Here is a 14,897-nt window from a genome sequence, read left to right as displayed (position 1 = left end):
CCCCACCACCCCCCAGAACGGCGAACCGGGCAAGACAACCCTGGGTGTTGCCGCGATCGGCTACGCGTTCATGGGCAAGGCCCATTCCAATGCGTGGCGGAACGTGGCCAGCTACTTCGACGTCCCGGCCTTCGAGCAGAAAGTGCTCGTGGGCCGGGACGCGGAACAGGTCGCCGAGGCCGCGGCCAGGTACGGGTGGAGCGAGTCCGCCACGGACTGGCGCCAGGTGATCGAACGCGATGACATCCATATCGTGGATATCTGCGCCCCGGGCTGGATGCACGCCGAAATCGCCATCGCGGCACTGGAAGCGGGCAAGCACGTGCTCGTGGAAAAACCCCTCGCGAACACCCTGGCCGAGGCCGAAGCCATGACCGACGCCGCGCGCGCCGCCCGCGCGCGCGGCATCCAGTCCATGATCGGCTTCAACTACCGCCGCGTCCCGGCCCTGGCCCTCGCGAAGGAGCTCATCGCCGAGGGCAGGCTGGGCACCGTCCGGCACGTCCGCGCCGCCTACCTGCAGGACTGGCTCGTGGACGCCGATTCCCCGATGACCTGGCGGCTGAACAAGGAAACCGCCGGATCCGGGGCACTGGGTGACATCGCCTCCCACGCCATCGACCAGGTCCTCTTCCTCCTCGGGGACACCGTCACTGAGGTCTCCGGCCGGCTGCACACTTTCGTGGACAGCCGCCCCGGCGCGGACGGCCCGGAACAAGTCACGGTCGACGACGCCGCCTGGGCCACGCTGACCCTCGCCTCCGGGGCGGTCGCCTCGGTGGAAGTCTCCCGCATGGCCACGGGCAAGAAGAACTCCCTCACGATGGAAATCTACGGCGACAAGGGCTCGCTCCTGTTCGACCTGGAATCCATCAACGAGCTCGGTTTCATGGACGCCACCGTGCCCGTCCGGGAGCAGGGCTTCCGCCGGATCCTGGTCAACGAACCCGACCACCCCTACATGGACGCCTGGTGGCCGCAAGGCCACGTGATCGGCTGGGAGCACACCTTCACCCACGAAATCCGTGACTTCCTTGTGGCCATCGACGCCGGGACGCCGCCCTCGCCGTCGTTCGAGGAAGGCCTCGCCGTCCAGCAGGTCCTGGCCGCCATCGAGGAATCCGCCGACGCCAAGTCCGCCATCATCCAGGTCGCCGGCCACTAAAACCGCCGGCCAGCGAGCACCCCGGCCTTCCAGCCTTTCCCGCCCCGAAACTTTCCCAAGGAGAACCCATGCCCCGCCCGTACACCCTGTTCACCGGCCAGTGGGCCGACCTGCCCTTCGAGGAAGTCGCCAAGCTCGCCTCCGGCTGGGGCTATGACGGCCTGGAAATCGCCGTGTCCGGCGACCACCTGGACGCCTGGCGCTGGGACGAACCCGGCTACGTCGAGTCCAAACTCGCCATCCTGGACAAATACAACCTCAAGGTCTGGGCCATCTCCAACCACCTCAAGGGCCAGGCCGTGTGCGATGACCCCATCGACTTCCGCCACCAAGCCATCGTCGGGGCCAAGGTCTGGGGCGACGGGGACCCCGAAGGCGTCCGCCAGCGCGCCGCCGAGGAAATGAAACACACCGCCCGCCTCGCCAAGGCGCTCGGGGTGGACACCGTCGTCGGGTTCACCGGCTCCTCCATCTGGCAATACGTCGCGATGTTCCCGCCCGTCCCCGAGAAAGTCATCGAGGCCGGCTACCAGGACTTCGCCGACCGCTGGAACCCCATCCTGGACGTCTTCGACGAGAACGGGGTCCGCTTCGCCCACGAAGTCCACCCCTCCGAGATCGCCTACGACTACTGGACCACCGTCCGGACCCTGGAAGCGATCGGGTACCGGGAAGCGTTCGGGCTGAACTGGGACCCCTCCCACTTCATGTGGCAAGGCATCGACCCCGTCTCCTTCATCTGGGACTTCAAGGACCGGATCTACCACGTGGACTGCAAGGACACAAAGCTCCGCCCCACCGGCCGCAACACCGTCCTCGGCTCCCACCTGCCCTGGGGCGACCCCCGCCGCGGCTGGGACTTCGTCTCCGCCGGACGCGGCGACGTACCTTGGGAATCCTCCTTCCGGGCCCTCGCCGCGATCGGCTACAACGGCCCGATCTCCGTGGAATGGGAGGACGCCGGCATGGACCGCCTCCACGGCGCCCCCGAAGCCCTCGCCGCCCTCAAGAAGTTCGACTTCCCGCCCTCCCAAACCAGCTTCGACGCCGCCTTCAGCCAGGACTAAGGGATGTCCGACGTGAGCAATGACGGGTTCGTCCCGCTGTTCGACGGCGTCAGCCTGGCCGGATGGCACGCCGCACCTCGGATCTACGGTTCGGTGTATCCCGGCGGGCCGAGCGTCCTTGAGCATTTCGATAGCCTGGGACTTGAGCGCCCCGTGGAACCGGAGAAGCATCCTGCCCGCTGGAAGGTTGAAGACGGCGTCCTTGTCGGCGAGCAGGACGCCCCCGGGAGCGGCTACGGCGGCTACCTGGTCAGCGACCAGGCGTTCGGGGACTTCGAATTGCTCCTTGAGATGCGCCCCGATTGGCCTGCGGATACCGGCGTGATGATCCGGCGTCAACGGGACAGCTGGGAAGGGTTCCAGGTCCTCGTGGACCATCGCCCGTCCGGCGGAATCGGCGGCTTCTTCGGCAACGGACTGGCGAGTTTCTCGGCGGTTCCGTTCGCGATCGACGTCGTCCGCGACGACGCCGGCCGGCCCACCGGCCTGGTTGCCGACAACCCGGCCACCTCTGTGGAACCGGTCACGGAAGCGAAGCGCGACCGGCTCAGCTACGCGGCCGACGTCGACGATTTCCTGAAAGTCTGGCGCTGGGATGACTGGAACGAATTACGGATCCGCTGCGTGGGTGCCATGCCGGTCATCACCACCTGGATCAACGGCGTCAAGATCGCCGAACTCGATACCGCCACCCTGGAATCGCCCAATTACGACGCCGACGCGGTCTTCGAGGTGCTGGGCGACCGCGGGCACATCGCCCTCGAAGTCCACGACAACGACTCCATGTTCGGCGAAGCCCGCTGGGGTGTCGGGGCGCAATGCCGGTGGCGGAACATCCGGATCAAGGAACTCCCGGCCGGCTCCGGCGGGGGCCCACAGTGATACGGACCCTCCAACCCGGCCAGCGCTGCGAGGTATGGATCGCCTCTGTCAGCGGCACTTCCGAGCTCGTCTTTGCCACGGAAGATCTGCTGCTGGAGGCACCGAACTGGACGCTCGACGGCCGGGCCCTCATCCTCAACGGAGACGGTGCGCTGTGGCGGTTGGATCTTTCCGGGGAACTGGACACAGGCGGACTCGAAAAGATAGCTGTCACTGGCATTCCGGACCTCAATAACGACCACGTCCTCGCACCCGATGGCGCCACCATTTACCTCTCGGCGAATGACGGCCACATCTACCGCGCAGCCCTCGACGGCGGGGAAGCCACCAGGATCACGGACGACGACGGGTGGTTCCATTTCCTGCACGGCGTCAGCCCCGACGGAAAGACGCTGGCCTACGTCGGAATTGAAGCCGGTGACTTCACGCAGCCGGGCCGGCTCATCACGATTCCTGCAGGGGGCGGCCAGACCACCGCGATCGACATCGACGGCCACTGCGATGGTCCCGAGTATTCGCTCGATGGGGACTGGCTGTACTTCAATACCGAAGCCTTCACGGACCAGCCGGGCCACGCCCAACTTGCCCGGGTGCGGACCAGCCACGCAAGCGGGCCGGAGCGCCTGCTTGAAAGCAACACTGTCGACTGGTTCCCGCACCTCTCACCCGACGGGCACCTGGCCAGCTACATCCGCTTCCCCGGCGGGACGGTGGGCCATCCCGCCGACTTGCCGGTCGACGTCGTCGTTGTTTCCACGAGTGACTGGGCGACGCCGCTCCACACCTGGCCCCTCTTCGGCGGCCAGGGAACCCTCAACGTCAACAGCTGGTCACCCGACTCGGACCGGTTTGCTTTTGTTGCCTATCCCATCAATCTCTTAGAAGAGGCACCATGAATGACGTCCCCGCCCTTGAAGCATTGGAAGCGCTCAAACGCCAGGAAGAGGAGCTGGTTTTCACCTCGTTCGACCATGGAGACGCGTGGAGGCTCGGCTCGCGGCTCGCGGGCATGGCCCAGGCGGCCGGCCATGCGGTCGGCATCGACATCCGGCGCCCCGGGCTCATCCTTTTCCGCGCTGCGCTACCCGGGATCACACCGGACCAGGAATCGTGGATCGCCCGGAAATCCGCACTCGTTTTGCGGATGGAAGCAAGCAGCGCACTCGTCGAAGCCCGGTTGTCCTCCGCCGGTATCGATCCGGTGGCCACGGGGTGGCTCGGCGCCGACTATGCCGTGACAGGTGGCTCGTTTCCCGTTCGGGTCCGCGGCGTCGGTGTGGTCGCGGCCGTCACTGCGTCAGGCCTTTCATCGCAGGAGGATCATGACCTGATTGTCGAAGGGATCCGCCAACATCTCGCACCCTAACCAAGAACTCCTATCAAAAAATTGTTGAACAATTCCTCCGCGTGATGCATCATTGGGTGTAGGCCCCGATTGAGATCGGGATCACAAAGCCCGCCCAACGTTCCATGGAGGAACCATGTCCGCGACCACTTCGCCAAGTCCAACCAGGCGCAGCAAACCCTCGGCAGGCGCCATCAAAGCCTTCATTGCCAGCGTCACAGGCACCTCCCTGGAGTACTACGACTTCGCCATCTACTCGGTCGCCTCCGCGCTCGTCTTCCCCAAGATCTTCTTCCCCACGAACGACGAAACCACGGGCCTCCTGTTGTCCTTCTCGGCCTTCGCGGTGGGTTACCTCGCCCGGCCCATTGGCGGGGTTGTCTTCGGCCGGCTCGGGGACAAGATCGGACGCAAGAACGTCCTGGTCATCACCCTCATCCTCATTGGCGCGGCCACGGTCCTCATCGGCGCTTTGCCGGACTACCACACCATCGGCATCGGGGCCACGATCATCCTGGTGCTCCTTCGCTTGGCCCAGGGCATCGGCGTCGGCGGCGAATGGGGCGGCGCCGTGCTGCTGTCCAGCGAGTACGCAAATCCCAACAAGCGCGGATTCTGGTCTTCCGCAGCCCAAATCGGTCCGCCCGCCGGCAACCTGCTGGCCAATGGCGCCCTGGCCGTCCTCGCCGCCGTCATGAGCAACGGCGCCTTCATTGCATGGGGTTGGCGCGTCGCCTTCCTCAGCTCGGCCATCCTGGTTGCCTTTGGCCTGGTCATCCGGCTCAAACTCGAGGAAACCCCGGTGTTCAAGGCCATCGAGGCCACCGGCGAACGGCCCAAGGCTCCCATCAAGGAAGTCCTCACCACCCAGTTCCGCCCCCTGCTCGCCGCCGCTTTGTGCCGGATTTGCCCAGACGTGTTGTACGCCTTGTTCACCGTCTTTGTCGCGGTCTACGCCACTAAGGAACTCGGCATGACCACCGGCAATGTCCTGGGCGCAGTCCTGGTGGGCTCGGCCTTCCAACTGTTCCTGATCCCGGCCGCGGGAGCCGTCACGGACCGTTTCAACCGCCGGCTCGTCTACGGCATCACCGCCGCGGCCACAGCCGTGTACATTCCGTTGTTCTTCCTCATGATCCAGTCCCGTTCCGTCCTGGTGCTGACTGTCGGCGTCGTGATCGGCCTCGGACTGCACGCCTTCATGTACGGACCGCAGGCGGCTTTCATCACCGAACAGTTCCCGGCCCGGCTCCGCTATGCCGGCAGTTCCCTCGCCTACACGGTGGCCGGCGTCGTGGGTGGAGCGGTGGCACCGTTGATCTTCACGGCCCTCTACGCCGCTACCGGAAACTGGATCTTGATCGCCGCATACTTGCTCGTCACCGCCGTGGTCACCATCATCGGCCTCACCTTGGGCCGGGATCCCGAGCCGGACGAGGACCTCCGCCTGCTTGCGGAAGCCAGCGCCTAAGCAGCCCGGTACCCCGGAAACGAAGCACCCAGGCGGGCCCCCGCCGTCGTACTCTTTCCTGAAACGCCCCTTAAGATCAGTCTTGAGGGGCGTTTCTGCGCCCGATTGCCAGGGAGGACCGCATGAGCCAGACCATCCGTGAAGCAACAGCGGACGACGCCGGACGGCTGGCGGAGCTTGCCGCCGTCACCTTTCCGCTCGCCTGCCCGCCGGGCTCCTCGCCCGAAGACATCGCCGCGCACCTGCGCAGGACGCTCAGTGCGGAGAAGTTCACGGAATACCTTGCCGATCCGGACATCACCATCCTGGCCATCGACGCCGCCGGGGAACTCCGCGGCTACAGCATGCTCGTGGCCCGACCCACGAGCGATACCGACGTCGCTACGGCCCTGACGCACACCCCCTCCACGGAACTGAGCAAGTGCTATGTGCATCCGGAACACCACGGCCTGGGCGCTGCCGCGGAGCTCATGAAGGCCACCTTGGACCGCGCTGCCGGCTCAGGTGCGGCCGGGGTGTGGCTAGGCGTCAACAGCCAGAACGCCAAAGCCATCCGCTTCTATGAGAAGAGCGGGTTCACGAAGGTCGGGACCAAGTCGTTCCGCCTGGGCGATACGGTGGAACACGATTTCGTGATGGAGCGGATGGTCTAGGACACCTGGGACCCCTGAGCCGCCCGGTCTGCGACGCGCAAAATTCCCAGCGACGCGCAAACAGTTTCACGCGGCCGGAATTCGCGTAGCGCCTGCCTGTATCTGCGTCGCACACCATTTAGCGCGTCGTGAACGCGCAGGCTGTGACCAGCCCAACAGGCCATTCCGGGAATGCCCGGCCCCCGCTTCCGGTTGTCGTCACCATGAAGATTGAGATCTGGTCAGACGTCGCTTGCCCGTGGTGCTACATCGGAAAGCGTCGGTTCGAAAGGGCCCTCGCCGAATTCCCGCACCGCGATTCGGTCGAGATCCAGTGGCGCAGCTACCAGTTGGATCCGAGCATCCCGGAGCACTACGACGGCACGGAGCTCGATTACCTGAGCAAGCGCAAGGGCATGAACCCAGGGCAGGTCAGCCAGATGTTCGAGCACGTGGCGTTGCAGGCAAAGGGCGAGGGCCTCAACTACCGCTTCGACGACGTCGTGGTGGCCAACAGCTTCACGGCACACCGCCTCATTCACTTGGCGGCGGCTCACGGCAAGCAGGACGAAGCCAAGGAACTGCTCCTGAGCGGCCATTTCGAACACGGCAAGGACATCGGAAGCCAGGAATACCTGGCCGAACTCGGCGGCGACTTGGGCCTGCCGGAAGCCGAAATCGCAGAGTTGTTCAGCACCGACAAGTACGCGGAGGACGTCCGCGGCGACATCGCCGAAGCCCGGATGATCGGCGTCACTGGCGTGCCGTTCTTCGTCATCGACCGCAAGTACGGACTCTCCGGAGCCCAGCCCTCGGAGGTCTTCACCCAGGCCCTCACACAGGCATGGCAGGAAGCGAATCCCCTGGTCGCCGTCGGCAGCGCCGACGGCGAAGCCTGCGGCCCGGACGGCTGCGCGATCTAGGATCCCCCGCGCGAGCTGGCAGCAGATGACCTGTGCCCGCGATTTTGAGGTCACCTGCTGCCAGCTCGCGCCACGCCCACGCAACTTTGCTGACAGATCCCTGTAAAGTGTCGGTATGCCTAGGATTACGGCCGCCACCAATGCGGCGCAGCGCGCTGAAACCCGACGCCGGGTCCTGACAGCTTTCGGTGAACTGCTCTTCACCCATGGCCTGCCCGGCTTGACCATGACCGACGTCGCCCGGCACGCCGGAGTCGGCCGGACCGCGGTGTACAACTACTACGCCGACATGGAACAGCTCCTCATCGCGTACGCCCTGGACGAGACTGAGCGGTTTTTGGGCGACCTGCGTGAATCGCTAGCCGCACTGCAGAACCCGGTGGACCGTCTGGCCCTCTACGTGCGCGCCCAAGTGGAAGACCTCAGCCGCCGGCACCTCCCGCCGGGTCCTGCGATGGCGGCCGTCCTCTCCCCCGCTTCCTTCGCGAAACTGGCAGACCACGTGGGCGAACTCAACCTGCTGCTCCAGGACATCCTGCGCGACGGTATCGCAACTGGCTACCTCCCGCCCACCGACGTCGGGCAGCTCGCCAGGCTCATCCACGGGACTCTTTCCTCGAGCGCGGCACGCGGAAATAGCGCGAACGGAACGGAGCTTGACGAGCTTGAGGAGCGGCTGGTCCAGACCGTGCGGTTTATCCAGTTGGGCGCAGGAGCAAGGTTCGACGACGACGGCCGGCCCGCGCGCTTGGCCTGACCCGGCCGCGGGGCTGGCCCTCTCCGCTGGAGGCCAACGCTAAGGCGTCGGCATCACAGGCAGCTTGGCGTTGTCCGCGATCCGCTGCTCAAGGCGGGGACAGCTGAGCTTGCCAGGGGTATTGTCCACGAGTTCCGGCGGCACGAGCGCCGAGAAGCCGGGCGCGAGGATAAGGTCCACGGAGGCATCCGTGCGTTGGTCTTGGAAGTAGTCGGTGCCCGCGATGTTCCTCTGGATGTTGAAAGCCGCCGCTTGGCCGCCCGATCCCGAAACAACCATGGCCGGGCCGTTGTAGCTGGTGGTGGAGTTATCGACCGTGCCAACGTTGTAGCCCCGTGCCTTCAACTGGTCCGCGACGTTCTTGGCCAGACCGGCCCTGCCGGCGGCGTTGTAGATATTCACGCTGATCTTGTTATTGGGCGTGTAGTCGAAAACAGTAGCGGGACATACCGCCGCCGGCGCCTGGCTTGCAACGGCGGAGGGAAATCGAATCACGCCGTTGATGACTGCCCAGGCGCCCACGAGTCCGGCAACCACCAGTCCGACCAGCAGCGCGAGCACGATCCCATGCAGGAGGCGGCGGCTGAACCACCCCGGGTGGCTCTCGGGTCCCGGAGCATCGGCAAAAGTTGCCCTAAGCTCCGGCCCTGTGACAACGCGATGCCCGTGCAGACTCGTCGGGTCTTTCTGACGACCGGGACGTTTCCGGCGCTTCCTCGGATCCGCATTTTCGGGCACTGCCACCTGCTCCTCCGGGATTGTTTCGTTAACCATCTATCACCAGGACCCGGGCGTGGATGGCCGTGCGCTGGTGGAGCGCGGTCCGGACAGCACGGTGGAGTCCGTCTTCGAGGTACAGCAGGCCTTGGTACTGCACCACATGCGGGAAAAGGTCGCCGAAGAACGTTGAATCCTCAGCCAACAGTGCTTCCAGGTCAAGCGTGCGTTTGGTGGTGACAAGTTCGTCGAGCCGGACAGGACGGGGCGGCAGCGAGGCCCAGTCCTTGGGCGTGGAAAAACCATGGTCGGGGTACGGGCGTCCCTCGCCCACAGCTTTGAATATCACTTTGCAAGCCTAAAGAAGTAAGGCCTCCAAGGGAACTTGTGAGAAGTCGGTCACCAAGGTTGTGGCCAAAAGGTAACCGTTGACGGGCGGTGCGCGCTGAATCGTTGCCGCCTCCCGCCGTCGGCCGTCACAGCGCTGCCGCCATCACGGCGGACTGACAGAATAGGATCATGACTGCTTCAATGCCAGGCACGCACCCGGCTGCTCCCGCCCTCGCACTCCTCCTCGACGTCGACGGCCCCGTCGCGAGTCCCGTGACGCGCGACGTGAAGCCGGAAATCATCGCCGACCTCGTGGGCTTGGCATCCGCAGGCATCCCCGTTATTTTCAACACCGGCCGCTCAGACGCTTTCATCCGCGAGCAGGTCATGGCACCCATGATCGCCGCCGGAATGCCTGCGGGAACGGTGGTCCACGCGATCTGCGAAAAGGGCGCCGTGTGGTTCAGCTACACCTCGGGCGGCCCAGGACCCATCCATGTGGATCATGACCTAGCTGTCCCGAAGGCCTACGGCGATGACGTCCGCCGCATGGTGGCAGAGGACTATGCGACGCACATGTTCTTCGATGAGACAAAGCGCGCCATGGTCTCGGTGGAACAGCATCTGGACGTTTCAAGCGACGACTACCTGGCCGAGCAGAAGCTCTTCGACGCCGATGCCTTGGAACTCATGGGCAGGCATGGGCTCTCCGCCGCGCTCCTGGACCACCACGCACCAGAGTCCGACGACGCCGCCGACTACCGCCTGGATCCCACCATCATCTCCACCGACATCGAGTCCATCCGGCTCGGCAAGGATCTCGGCGCGAGCCGCGCGGTGGAGCTCCTCGCCGCCCAGGGCATCACCCCGCAGGCCTGGCGGACAGTGGGCGATTCGCGCACGGACTACGCCATGGCGGATTGGCTCCACCACAATGACCACAGCGTCAAGCACGTCGACGTCCGGCCCGCCGACGGCGTGCCAAACAAGCCCTACGATGTTCTTACAGCCACAGACCTCGGCCTGGGCGACGACGTCATTCACGACGACGCCGGAGGCGCATTCCTGCGCAGTTGGCGCGAAGCCTTGGTGGGCTAGGTCCACCAAGCCCGCGCGAACCACAACCTTTCGGAGAAAAGCCATCACAGACATGGACCAGCAAGCAATCTACTTCGGTAGCCCCCCGTCCGACGACGATGCGGTCGTTCCCGAACCGACGTCGCCCGCAGTCGAGGCGCGCCTCAAGCACCGTCCCGACGTCGTCCGCCATCGCGGCCGCTACAGCTTGCTGAACCAGAACCGCACTCCGCAGCAGGTGATGGTCGAAGACCTTCTCGTGATCCGCGCCGCGCTGGACGCGGCGGGGCTGGACTTCATCCTGGTCCGCGGCAACGACCACCGGCCCGTGATCGCCGTCGATTGGAAGCTCCGGAAGAAACTGCGCCAGGCTTTGGTCTCGGCTTTCCGGAACGAGCCGTTTTACTCCATGGCCGTCGACGCGCGGAAGAAATCCACGTTGCTGGTGGCCGACGGCGAGCTCTCGAACAACCGGAAGGCCAGGATCTTCCGGCTCTTCCGTCCACGCGTGGAACCCGGGGGCGGGCTGACATACGGTCCATCGCTGGGCGTGCAACTGGAACTGTGGGAGTTCGACGGCGAACAACTCGTGTTGCCGGTGGAGAACTCCCTGACCCGGCGGACCATGCTACGCCAGGACGCTGTCCGGGGCACGGTGGAACGCCACGGGCTGAGCTGGCCGACCATCGAGAACATGTTCGCGGACCACGCGAGCGACATCGACTTCGACGTCGACATCGTCTTTTCATGGGTGGACGGCAACGATCCCGCATACATCGCGGCCCGCCGCGAGCAGATGAAAGACGCTGTGGTGGGCGAGGGCGACGCGCACGAAGCCCGTTTCCGCCAGATCAACGAACTCAAATATGCCCTGCGCTCCGTGTACATGTATGCGCCCTGGATTCGCCGGATCTACATCGCCACGGACTCTCCCGCGCCGGATTGGCTGGCAGAGCACCCGAGCGTCAGGATCATGCGCAGCGAGGAGTTCTTCAAGGACCCCACAGTGCTGCCCACCCACAATTCCCAGGCCGTGGAATCCCAGTTGCACCACATTGATGGCCTCTCCGAGCATTTCCTGTATTCCAACGACGACATGTTCTTCGGCCGGCCCGTAGCACCGGACATGTTCTTCACTCCCGGCGGAATCACCAAGTTCATCGAAGCCTCCACCCGGATCGGATTGGGAGAGAACGACGCCGAGCGCAGCGGCTTCGAGAACGCGGCCCGCGTCAACAGGAAGCTTCTCTGGGAACGGTTCGGGCGCATCACCACGCGCCATTTGGAACACACTGCCGCGCCCCTCCGCCGCAGCGTAATCGCAGAGATGGAGCGGGAGTTTCCCGCCGAATTCGCCAAGACGGCGGCCAGCAGATTCCGTGCGGCGGACAACATCTCGGTGACCAACTCGTTTTACCACTACTACTCGTTGCTCACCGGCCGGGCAGTGACGCAGACGGCAGCCAAGGTCAGGTATGTGGACACAACCCTGTGGTCCGGGCTGCACTACCTGCCCACTTTGCTCGCCAAACGCAATGTGGACTTCTTCTGCCTCAACGATGGCAGCTTCCCCGAGGTGGCTGCCGACGAAAGGGCCGGACTCGTGACGGACTTCATGGAGAAGTACTTCCCGGTCAAGGCGCCGTGGGAGAAGTAAAGTAGCTGTGAATCTCCGCACCCGATCAACGAACAGACATGTCTATTGAACCCCCTCAGCCTTCCCCGTTGGTTCCTACGCTTTCTCGCAATATTCGCCATTCTTGGGCTCCTCACCTCGATCTGGGCACTGGCAAGCCCCCTTATGTCCGTGCCGGACGAACCAGCTCACACCGTGAAGGCAGGGGCCGTTGTTCGAGGGCAGTTGCGAGGGGAACCTGGCGCGAATCAAGGTGATCGGGCCCAGGTGCTCGTCCCTGCGTTCGTGGGAACGGTGGATGGACTCCAAACTTGCTTCGCTTGGAATCCGGCGGTGTCCGCCGGTTGCAGCCCTACGCTGTCAGATGACGTCTCAGAGCTGAAGGCATACACCAGCGCGGGAAACTACAACCCGATGTACTACGCGGTGGCTGGGCTTCCGAGCCTGTTCCTTACCGGCGCCAAGGCCATCTACGCCATGCGGATCGTTGGCGGTCTTCTCAGCGTTGCCTTCCTTGCTGTTGCCCTGACTGCTTTGGCGAGCCTTCAACGCTGGAAACTGCCATTGTTTGTCGGGTCGATAGCCGTGACCCCCATGGTTTTGTTCCTGTCCGGAGGGGTGAACCCCAATTCACTGGAAATCGCCGCGTCGATGGCTGTGTTCAGCGCACTGTGTTTGTCGTGGGAGAGAATCGCCTCCGGCGCTCATTGGCGGCTACCCCTTGCCGCTGCGGCGATTTCAGCTGCTGTCCTGGCCAACACCCGGGCTGCCTCACTTCTTTGGCTCGCCTTGGCCGTGGCGGCGTCACTCTTGATGTTCGGGCTTCGTCCGCTCGTTTCCGTGTTGCGTCTGCGATTTGTGCAGGCGATGGCATTCGTGGTCGCCGTCGCGTGCGGGCTCGCCGTGCTTTGGCTCAAGAGCGCGGATAGCCTGCAAAGCCTCATGGGCGCGGGGATCGACACATCACCGGCCCGGATCGCCGCGATCATGCTGGACAAGACGTTCGATTTCGCGGCCGGTTACGTGTCCTACCTTGGTTGGCTGGATACTTTGGGGCCAAGCGGGGTGCTCACTGTCTGGGCGGCGCTGATCATCGGGGCGATCGTGGCAGCATTGTCCGTGCCCAGCCGTTCAGCGCGGCTGACCATCGCTTTCCTGGTGGCTGCGATCATCGTTCTCCCTCCGGTGCTGCAGATTCCCCTTGCGAAGGAGGTAGGAATTATCTGGCAGGGTCGGTACATCCTGGCGCTTGTGGCCGTGATGATCACTGCATGCGGGGTTGCAATGCGCTCTTTCGATATCGACTTCCGCCGCACAGGACGACGGGCGCTATCGGTAGTGCTCGCTATCCTGGTATTTGGCCATTTCTACAGCTTTATCTATGGAATGCGCCGGTACGTCATTGGTCTCCATGACGAGTCCAACTGGCGGGACATGCTGACGGCGCCCCAGTGGCAGCCGCCGTTTGGATGGATTCCCCTTACTGTGGCCTACCTGGCTGTCTTGTTCGTGGGAGCCGTTCTTCTTTACCGCACCATGACGGCCCGGAATCCAGTAAGCCCGGCACCAAGCACCACGCCAATGGAAGTCCGGGCATCGAACGTGTAGAGACCTGCTGCCCCTAGCGTCGGGTCATCTCCGGATGCTTCGCATCGGCCATGGAACCGCGTTCGTGCGTGGCTCGCTGGGGAATCCGGATGCCCGCTTGGGCGAGCCGCCGCCTCGTAGCTTCCGGGCTGACGTACTCACCGACGGTAGGCGATTTGCCCAGCGGCACCACCGAATGAACGATCGTCTGCTCGTAAACGTGGACCAGGTTGAATGCCTGGGCACCGTCTCGGCCGCGGGTGCCGCCCTGCGGAACATTGAGGTCCTGCGTGTAGCAGCTCGCGGAAGCCACCGATACCGGGACGCCCGCGAACATGGCCATGGTGGAGTAGTGCAGGTGGCCGCCCAGGATGGAACGGATATCCGAATTGCGTACGACGTCGGCCAGTGCCGCTTGGCCGCGCAGCTCCACCAGGATGGATAGGTCGAGGACGCTCGGGACCGGAGGGTGGTGGAGGGCAAGGATCGTGCCGTCCGGAGCCGGCGTCGCGAGCTCCGATTCCAACCAGTCGAGCTGGCTCTGGCTCAGCTCACCGTGATGGAAGCCGGGCACGGAGGTATCCAGCGTGATGATCCGCAGCCCGTTGACGAAGTAGCTGTGATCCACCGGAGCGTCATTGTCGCTCTGGTCGAAGAGGCCAGCACGGAAATTCGCCCGGTCGTCGTGGTTTCCCATCGCCCAGATCACCCGCGCTCCCATCTCTCGACAGGCAGGCTCGACGATCGAGCGGAGTTTGGCGTAGGCGCCCGGCTCACCCTGATCGGCGAGGTCACCGGTGAAGATCACGGCGTCGGGACGGACCTTTGACGCGTGTACTTCCGAAAAGAGTTGCCTGAGATGGGCTTCGCTGTCGACGGCGCCGTACAGGGGTTCCGGCCCTCCCAACAGATGGGAGTCGCTAAGGTGCAGAAGTACGTGTCCTGGCCGCGGGTGCTCGGCCTCGATGAGCTCCATTACTACCTTCGGGTCGGTAGGAGACGGCGCCTCCAGTGTCTGCCCCAATAAACCCAATCCAACCAGACAAAAGGCTAACGCAGGGTAACTTACCGTCGGAATGTTGGAAAATTACTGGGGCTCCCCCTCCGATCCCCGCTCACTTTTAGGGCGATTTTCGACGACGCTCGCTCACCTTTAGCCGCATTCCACCCGACGCTCGCTCACCAAAAATGAGCGAGCGTCCGCCCAAAAGACCACATAGGTGAGCGGGCGTCGGTGTTTTGGCGCCGGTTGGAAGCGAGCTCCGAAACAGACCCCCTTGACTCGAACCTGTGCCTCCCCTCACAATA

At 64.3% G+C, this 14,897-nt stretch carries 15 protein-coding genes; 12 read left to right on the top strand and 3 right to left on the bottom strand.

What is annotated here, in order from left to right:
• Positions 1 to 70 precede the first annotated feature (70 nt).
• The 9 genes from AC3WJU_RS03030 (at position 71) to AC3WJU_RS02990 (ending at position 8,242) form a co-directional block, all read left to right on the top strand.
• A complete protein-coding gene (locus AC3WJU_RS03030) occupies positions 71 to 1,165 on the top strand; it encodes a Gfo/Idh/MocA family protein (protein ID WP_492259085.1) in 1,095 nt (364 codons plus the stop codon).
• Between the two features lie 68 nt (positions 1,166 to 1,233).
• The gene (locus tag AC3WJU_RS03025; RefSeq protein ID WP_284988667.1) at positions 1,234 to 2,232 is read left to right on the top strand and encodes a sugar phosphate isomerase/epimerase family protein; all 999 of its coding nucleotides are present in this window, start codon (positions 1,234 to 1,236) and stop codon (positions 2,230 to 2,232) included.
• 12 nt (positions 2,233 to 2,244) lie between these two features.
• Positions 2,245 to 3,114 (top strand): 3-keto-disaccharide hydrolase, encoded by an 870-nt coding sequence (locus tag AC3WJU_RS03020; protein ID WP_492259081.1) that lies wholly within the window; start codon positions 2,245 to 2,247, stop codon positions 3,112 to 3,114.
• The gene (locus AC3WJU_RS03015) at positions 3,111 to 4,010 is read left to right on the top strand and encodes a TolB family protein (RefSeq protein ID WP_492259080.1); all 900 of its coding nucleotides are present in this window, start codon (positions 3,111 to 3,113) and stop codon (positions 4,008 to 4,010) included. The genes AC3WJU_RS03020 and AC3WJU_RS03015 overlap by 4 nt, the downstream gene beginning before the upstream one ends.
• Positions 4,007 to 4,480, top strand: a complete 474-nt coding sequence (locus AC3WJU_RS03010) for a heme-degrading domain-containing protein (RefSeq protein ID WP_492259079.1) — start codon at positions 4,007 to 4,009, stop codon at positions 4,478 to 4,480. The genes AC3WJU_RS03015 and AC3WJU_RS03010 overlap by 4 nt, the downstream gene beginning before the upstream one ends.
• A 115-nt stretch (positions 4,481 to 4,595) precedes the next feature.
• Positions 4,596 to 5,930, top strand: coding sequence for an MFS transporter (locus AC3WJU_RS03005; RefSeq protein ID WP_332602461.1), 1,335 nt, complete (start codon positions 4,596 to 4,598; stop codon positions 5,928 to 5,930).
• Positions 5,931 to 6,052: 122 nt separating this feature from the next.
• Entirely contained in the window at positions 6,053 to 6,583 is a 531-nt protein-coding gene (locus AC3WJU_RS03000) for a GNAT family N-acetyltransferase (protein ID WP_306963265.1), read from the top strand.
• Positions 6,584 to 6,786: 203 nt separating this feature from the next.
• Positions 6,787 to 7,485, top strand: coding sequence for a DsbA family oxidoreductase (locus AC3WJU_RS02995; RefSeq protein ID WP_492259084.1), 699 nt, complete (start codon positions 6,787 to 6,789; stop codon positions 7,483 to 7,485).
• Between the two features lie 115 nt (positions 7,486 to 7,600).
• Entirely contained in the window at positions 7,601 to 8,242 is a 642-nt protein-coding gene (locus AC3WJU_RS02990) for a TetR/AcrR family transcriptional regulator (RefSeq protein ID WP_492259078.1), read from the top strand.
• A gap of 39 nt (positions 8,243 to 8,281) precedes the next feature.
• Here AC3WJU_RS02990 and AC3WJU_RS02985 read toward each other — a convergent pair whose 3' ends face one another.
• Both AC3WJU_RS02985 and AC3WJU_RS02980 read right to left on the bottom strand, forming a co-directional pair.
• Positions 8,282 to 8,803, bottom strand: a complete 522-nt coding sequence (locus tag AC3WJU_RS02985) for a LytR C-terminal domain-containing protein (protein ID WP_492259077.1) — start codon at positions 8,801 to 8,803, stop codon at positions 8,282 to 8,284.
• Positions 8,804 to 9,008: 205 nt separating this feature from the next.
• Complete coding sequence (locus tag AC3WJU_RS02980) at positions 9,009 to 9,308, bottom strand: type II toxin-antitoxin system VapB family antitoxin (protein ID WP_059388531.1); 300 nt, start codon at positions 9,306 to 9,308, stop codon at positions 9,009 to 9,011.
• Positions 9,309 to 9,478: 170 nt separating this feature from the next.
• Between AC3WJU_RS02980 and AC3WJU_RS02975 the strand changes: the two genes are divergently transcribed.
• The 3 genes from AC3WJU_RS02975 to AC3WJU_RS02965 are packed head-to-tail and all read left to right on the top strand — an operon-like array spanning position 9,479 to position 13,610.
• Entirely contained in the window at positions 9,479 to 10,387 is a 909-nt protein-coding gene (locus AC3WJU_RS02975) for a Cof-type HAD-IIB family hydrolase (RefSeq protein ID WP_307052855.1), read from the top strand.
• A gap of 52 nt (positions 10,388 to 10,439) precedes the next feature.
• Complete coding sequence (locus AC3WJU_RS02970) at positions 10,440 to 12,023, top strand: stealth family protein (protein WP_492259076.1); 1,584 nt, start codon at positions 10,440 to 10,442, stop codon at positions 12,021 to 12,023.
• A gap of 45 nt (positions 12,024 to 12,068) precedes the next feature.
• On the top strand, positions 12,069 to 13,610 hold the full coding sequence (locus tag AC3WJU_RS02965; protein ID WP_492259075.1) for a DUF2142 domain-containing protein: 1,542 nt from the start codon (positions 12,069 to 12,071) through the stop codon (positions 13,608 to 13,610).
• Between the two features lie 13 nt (positions 13,611 to 13,623).
• On the opposite strand, the gene AC3WJU_RS02960 is transcribed toward AC3WJU_RS02965, so the two are convergent.
• Positions 13,624 to 14,565: a phosphodiesterase gene (locus AC3WJU_RS02960; protein WP_284988656.1), complete on the bottom strand. Its 942-nt coding sequence runs from the start codon at positions 14,563 to 14,565 to the stop codon at positions 13,624 to 13,626.
• Between the last annotated feature and the right edge of the window lie 332 nt (positions 14,566 to 14,897).

It is taken from the genome of Arthrobacter sp. FW306-1B-F12A, from assembly GCF_058781865.1.
This window is presented reverse-complemented; position numbering and strand designations above follow the sequence as displayed.

Coding starts and splice junctions, on each gene's coding strand:
- AC3WJU_RS02970 (WP_492259076.1), top strand. CDS start 10,440: ATGGACCAGCAAGCAATCTACTTCGGTAGCCCCCCGTCCGACGACGAT.
- AC3WJU_RS03025 (WP_284988667.1), top strand. CDS start 1,234: ATGCCCCGCCCGTACACCCTGTTCACCGGCCAGTGGGCCGACCTGCCC.
- AC3WJU_RS03000 (WP_306963265.1), top strand. CDS start 6,053: ATGAGCCAGACCATCCGTGAAGCAACAGCGGACGACGCCGGACGGCTG.
- AC3WJU_RS03005 (WP_332602461.1), top strand. CDS start 4,596: ATGTCCGCGACCACTTCGCCAAGTCCAACCAGGCGCAGCAAACCCTCG.
- AC3WJU_RS02960 (WP_284988656.1), bottom strand. CDS start 14,565: ATGGAGCTCATCGAGGCCGAGCACCCGCGGCCAGGACACGTACTTCTG.
- AC3WJU_RS02990 (WP_492259078.1), top strand. CDS start 7,601: ATGCCTAGGATTACGGCCGCCACCAATGCGGCGCAGCGCGCTGAAACC.
- AC3WJU_RS03030 (WP_492259085.1), top strand. CDS start 71: ATGGGCAAGGCCCATTCCAATGCGTGGCGGAACGTGGCCAGCTACTTC.
- AC3WJU_RS02975 (WP_307052855.1), top strand. CDS start 9,479: ATGACTGCTTCAATGCCAGGCACGCACCCGGCTGCTCCCGCCCTCGCA.
- AC3WJU_RS03010 (WP_492259079.1), top strand. CDS start 4,007: ATGAATGACGTCCCCGCCCTTGAAGCATTGGAAGCGCTCAAACGCCAG.
- AC3WJU_RS02995 (WP_492259084.1), top strand. CDS start 6,787: ATGAAGATTGAGATCTGGTCAGACGTCGCTTGCCCGTGGTGCTACATC.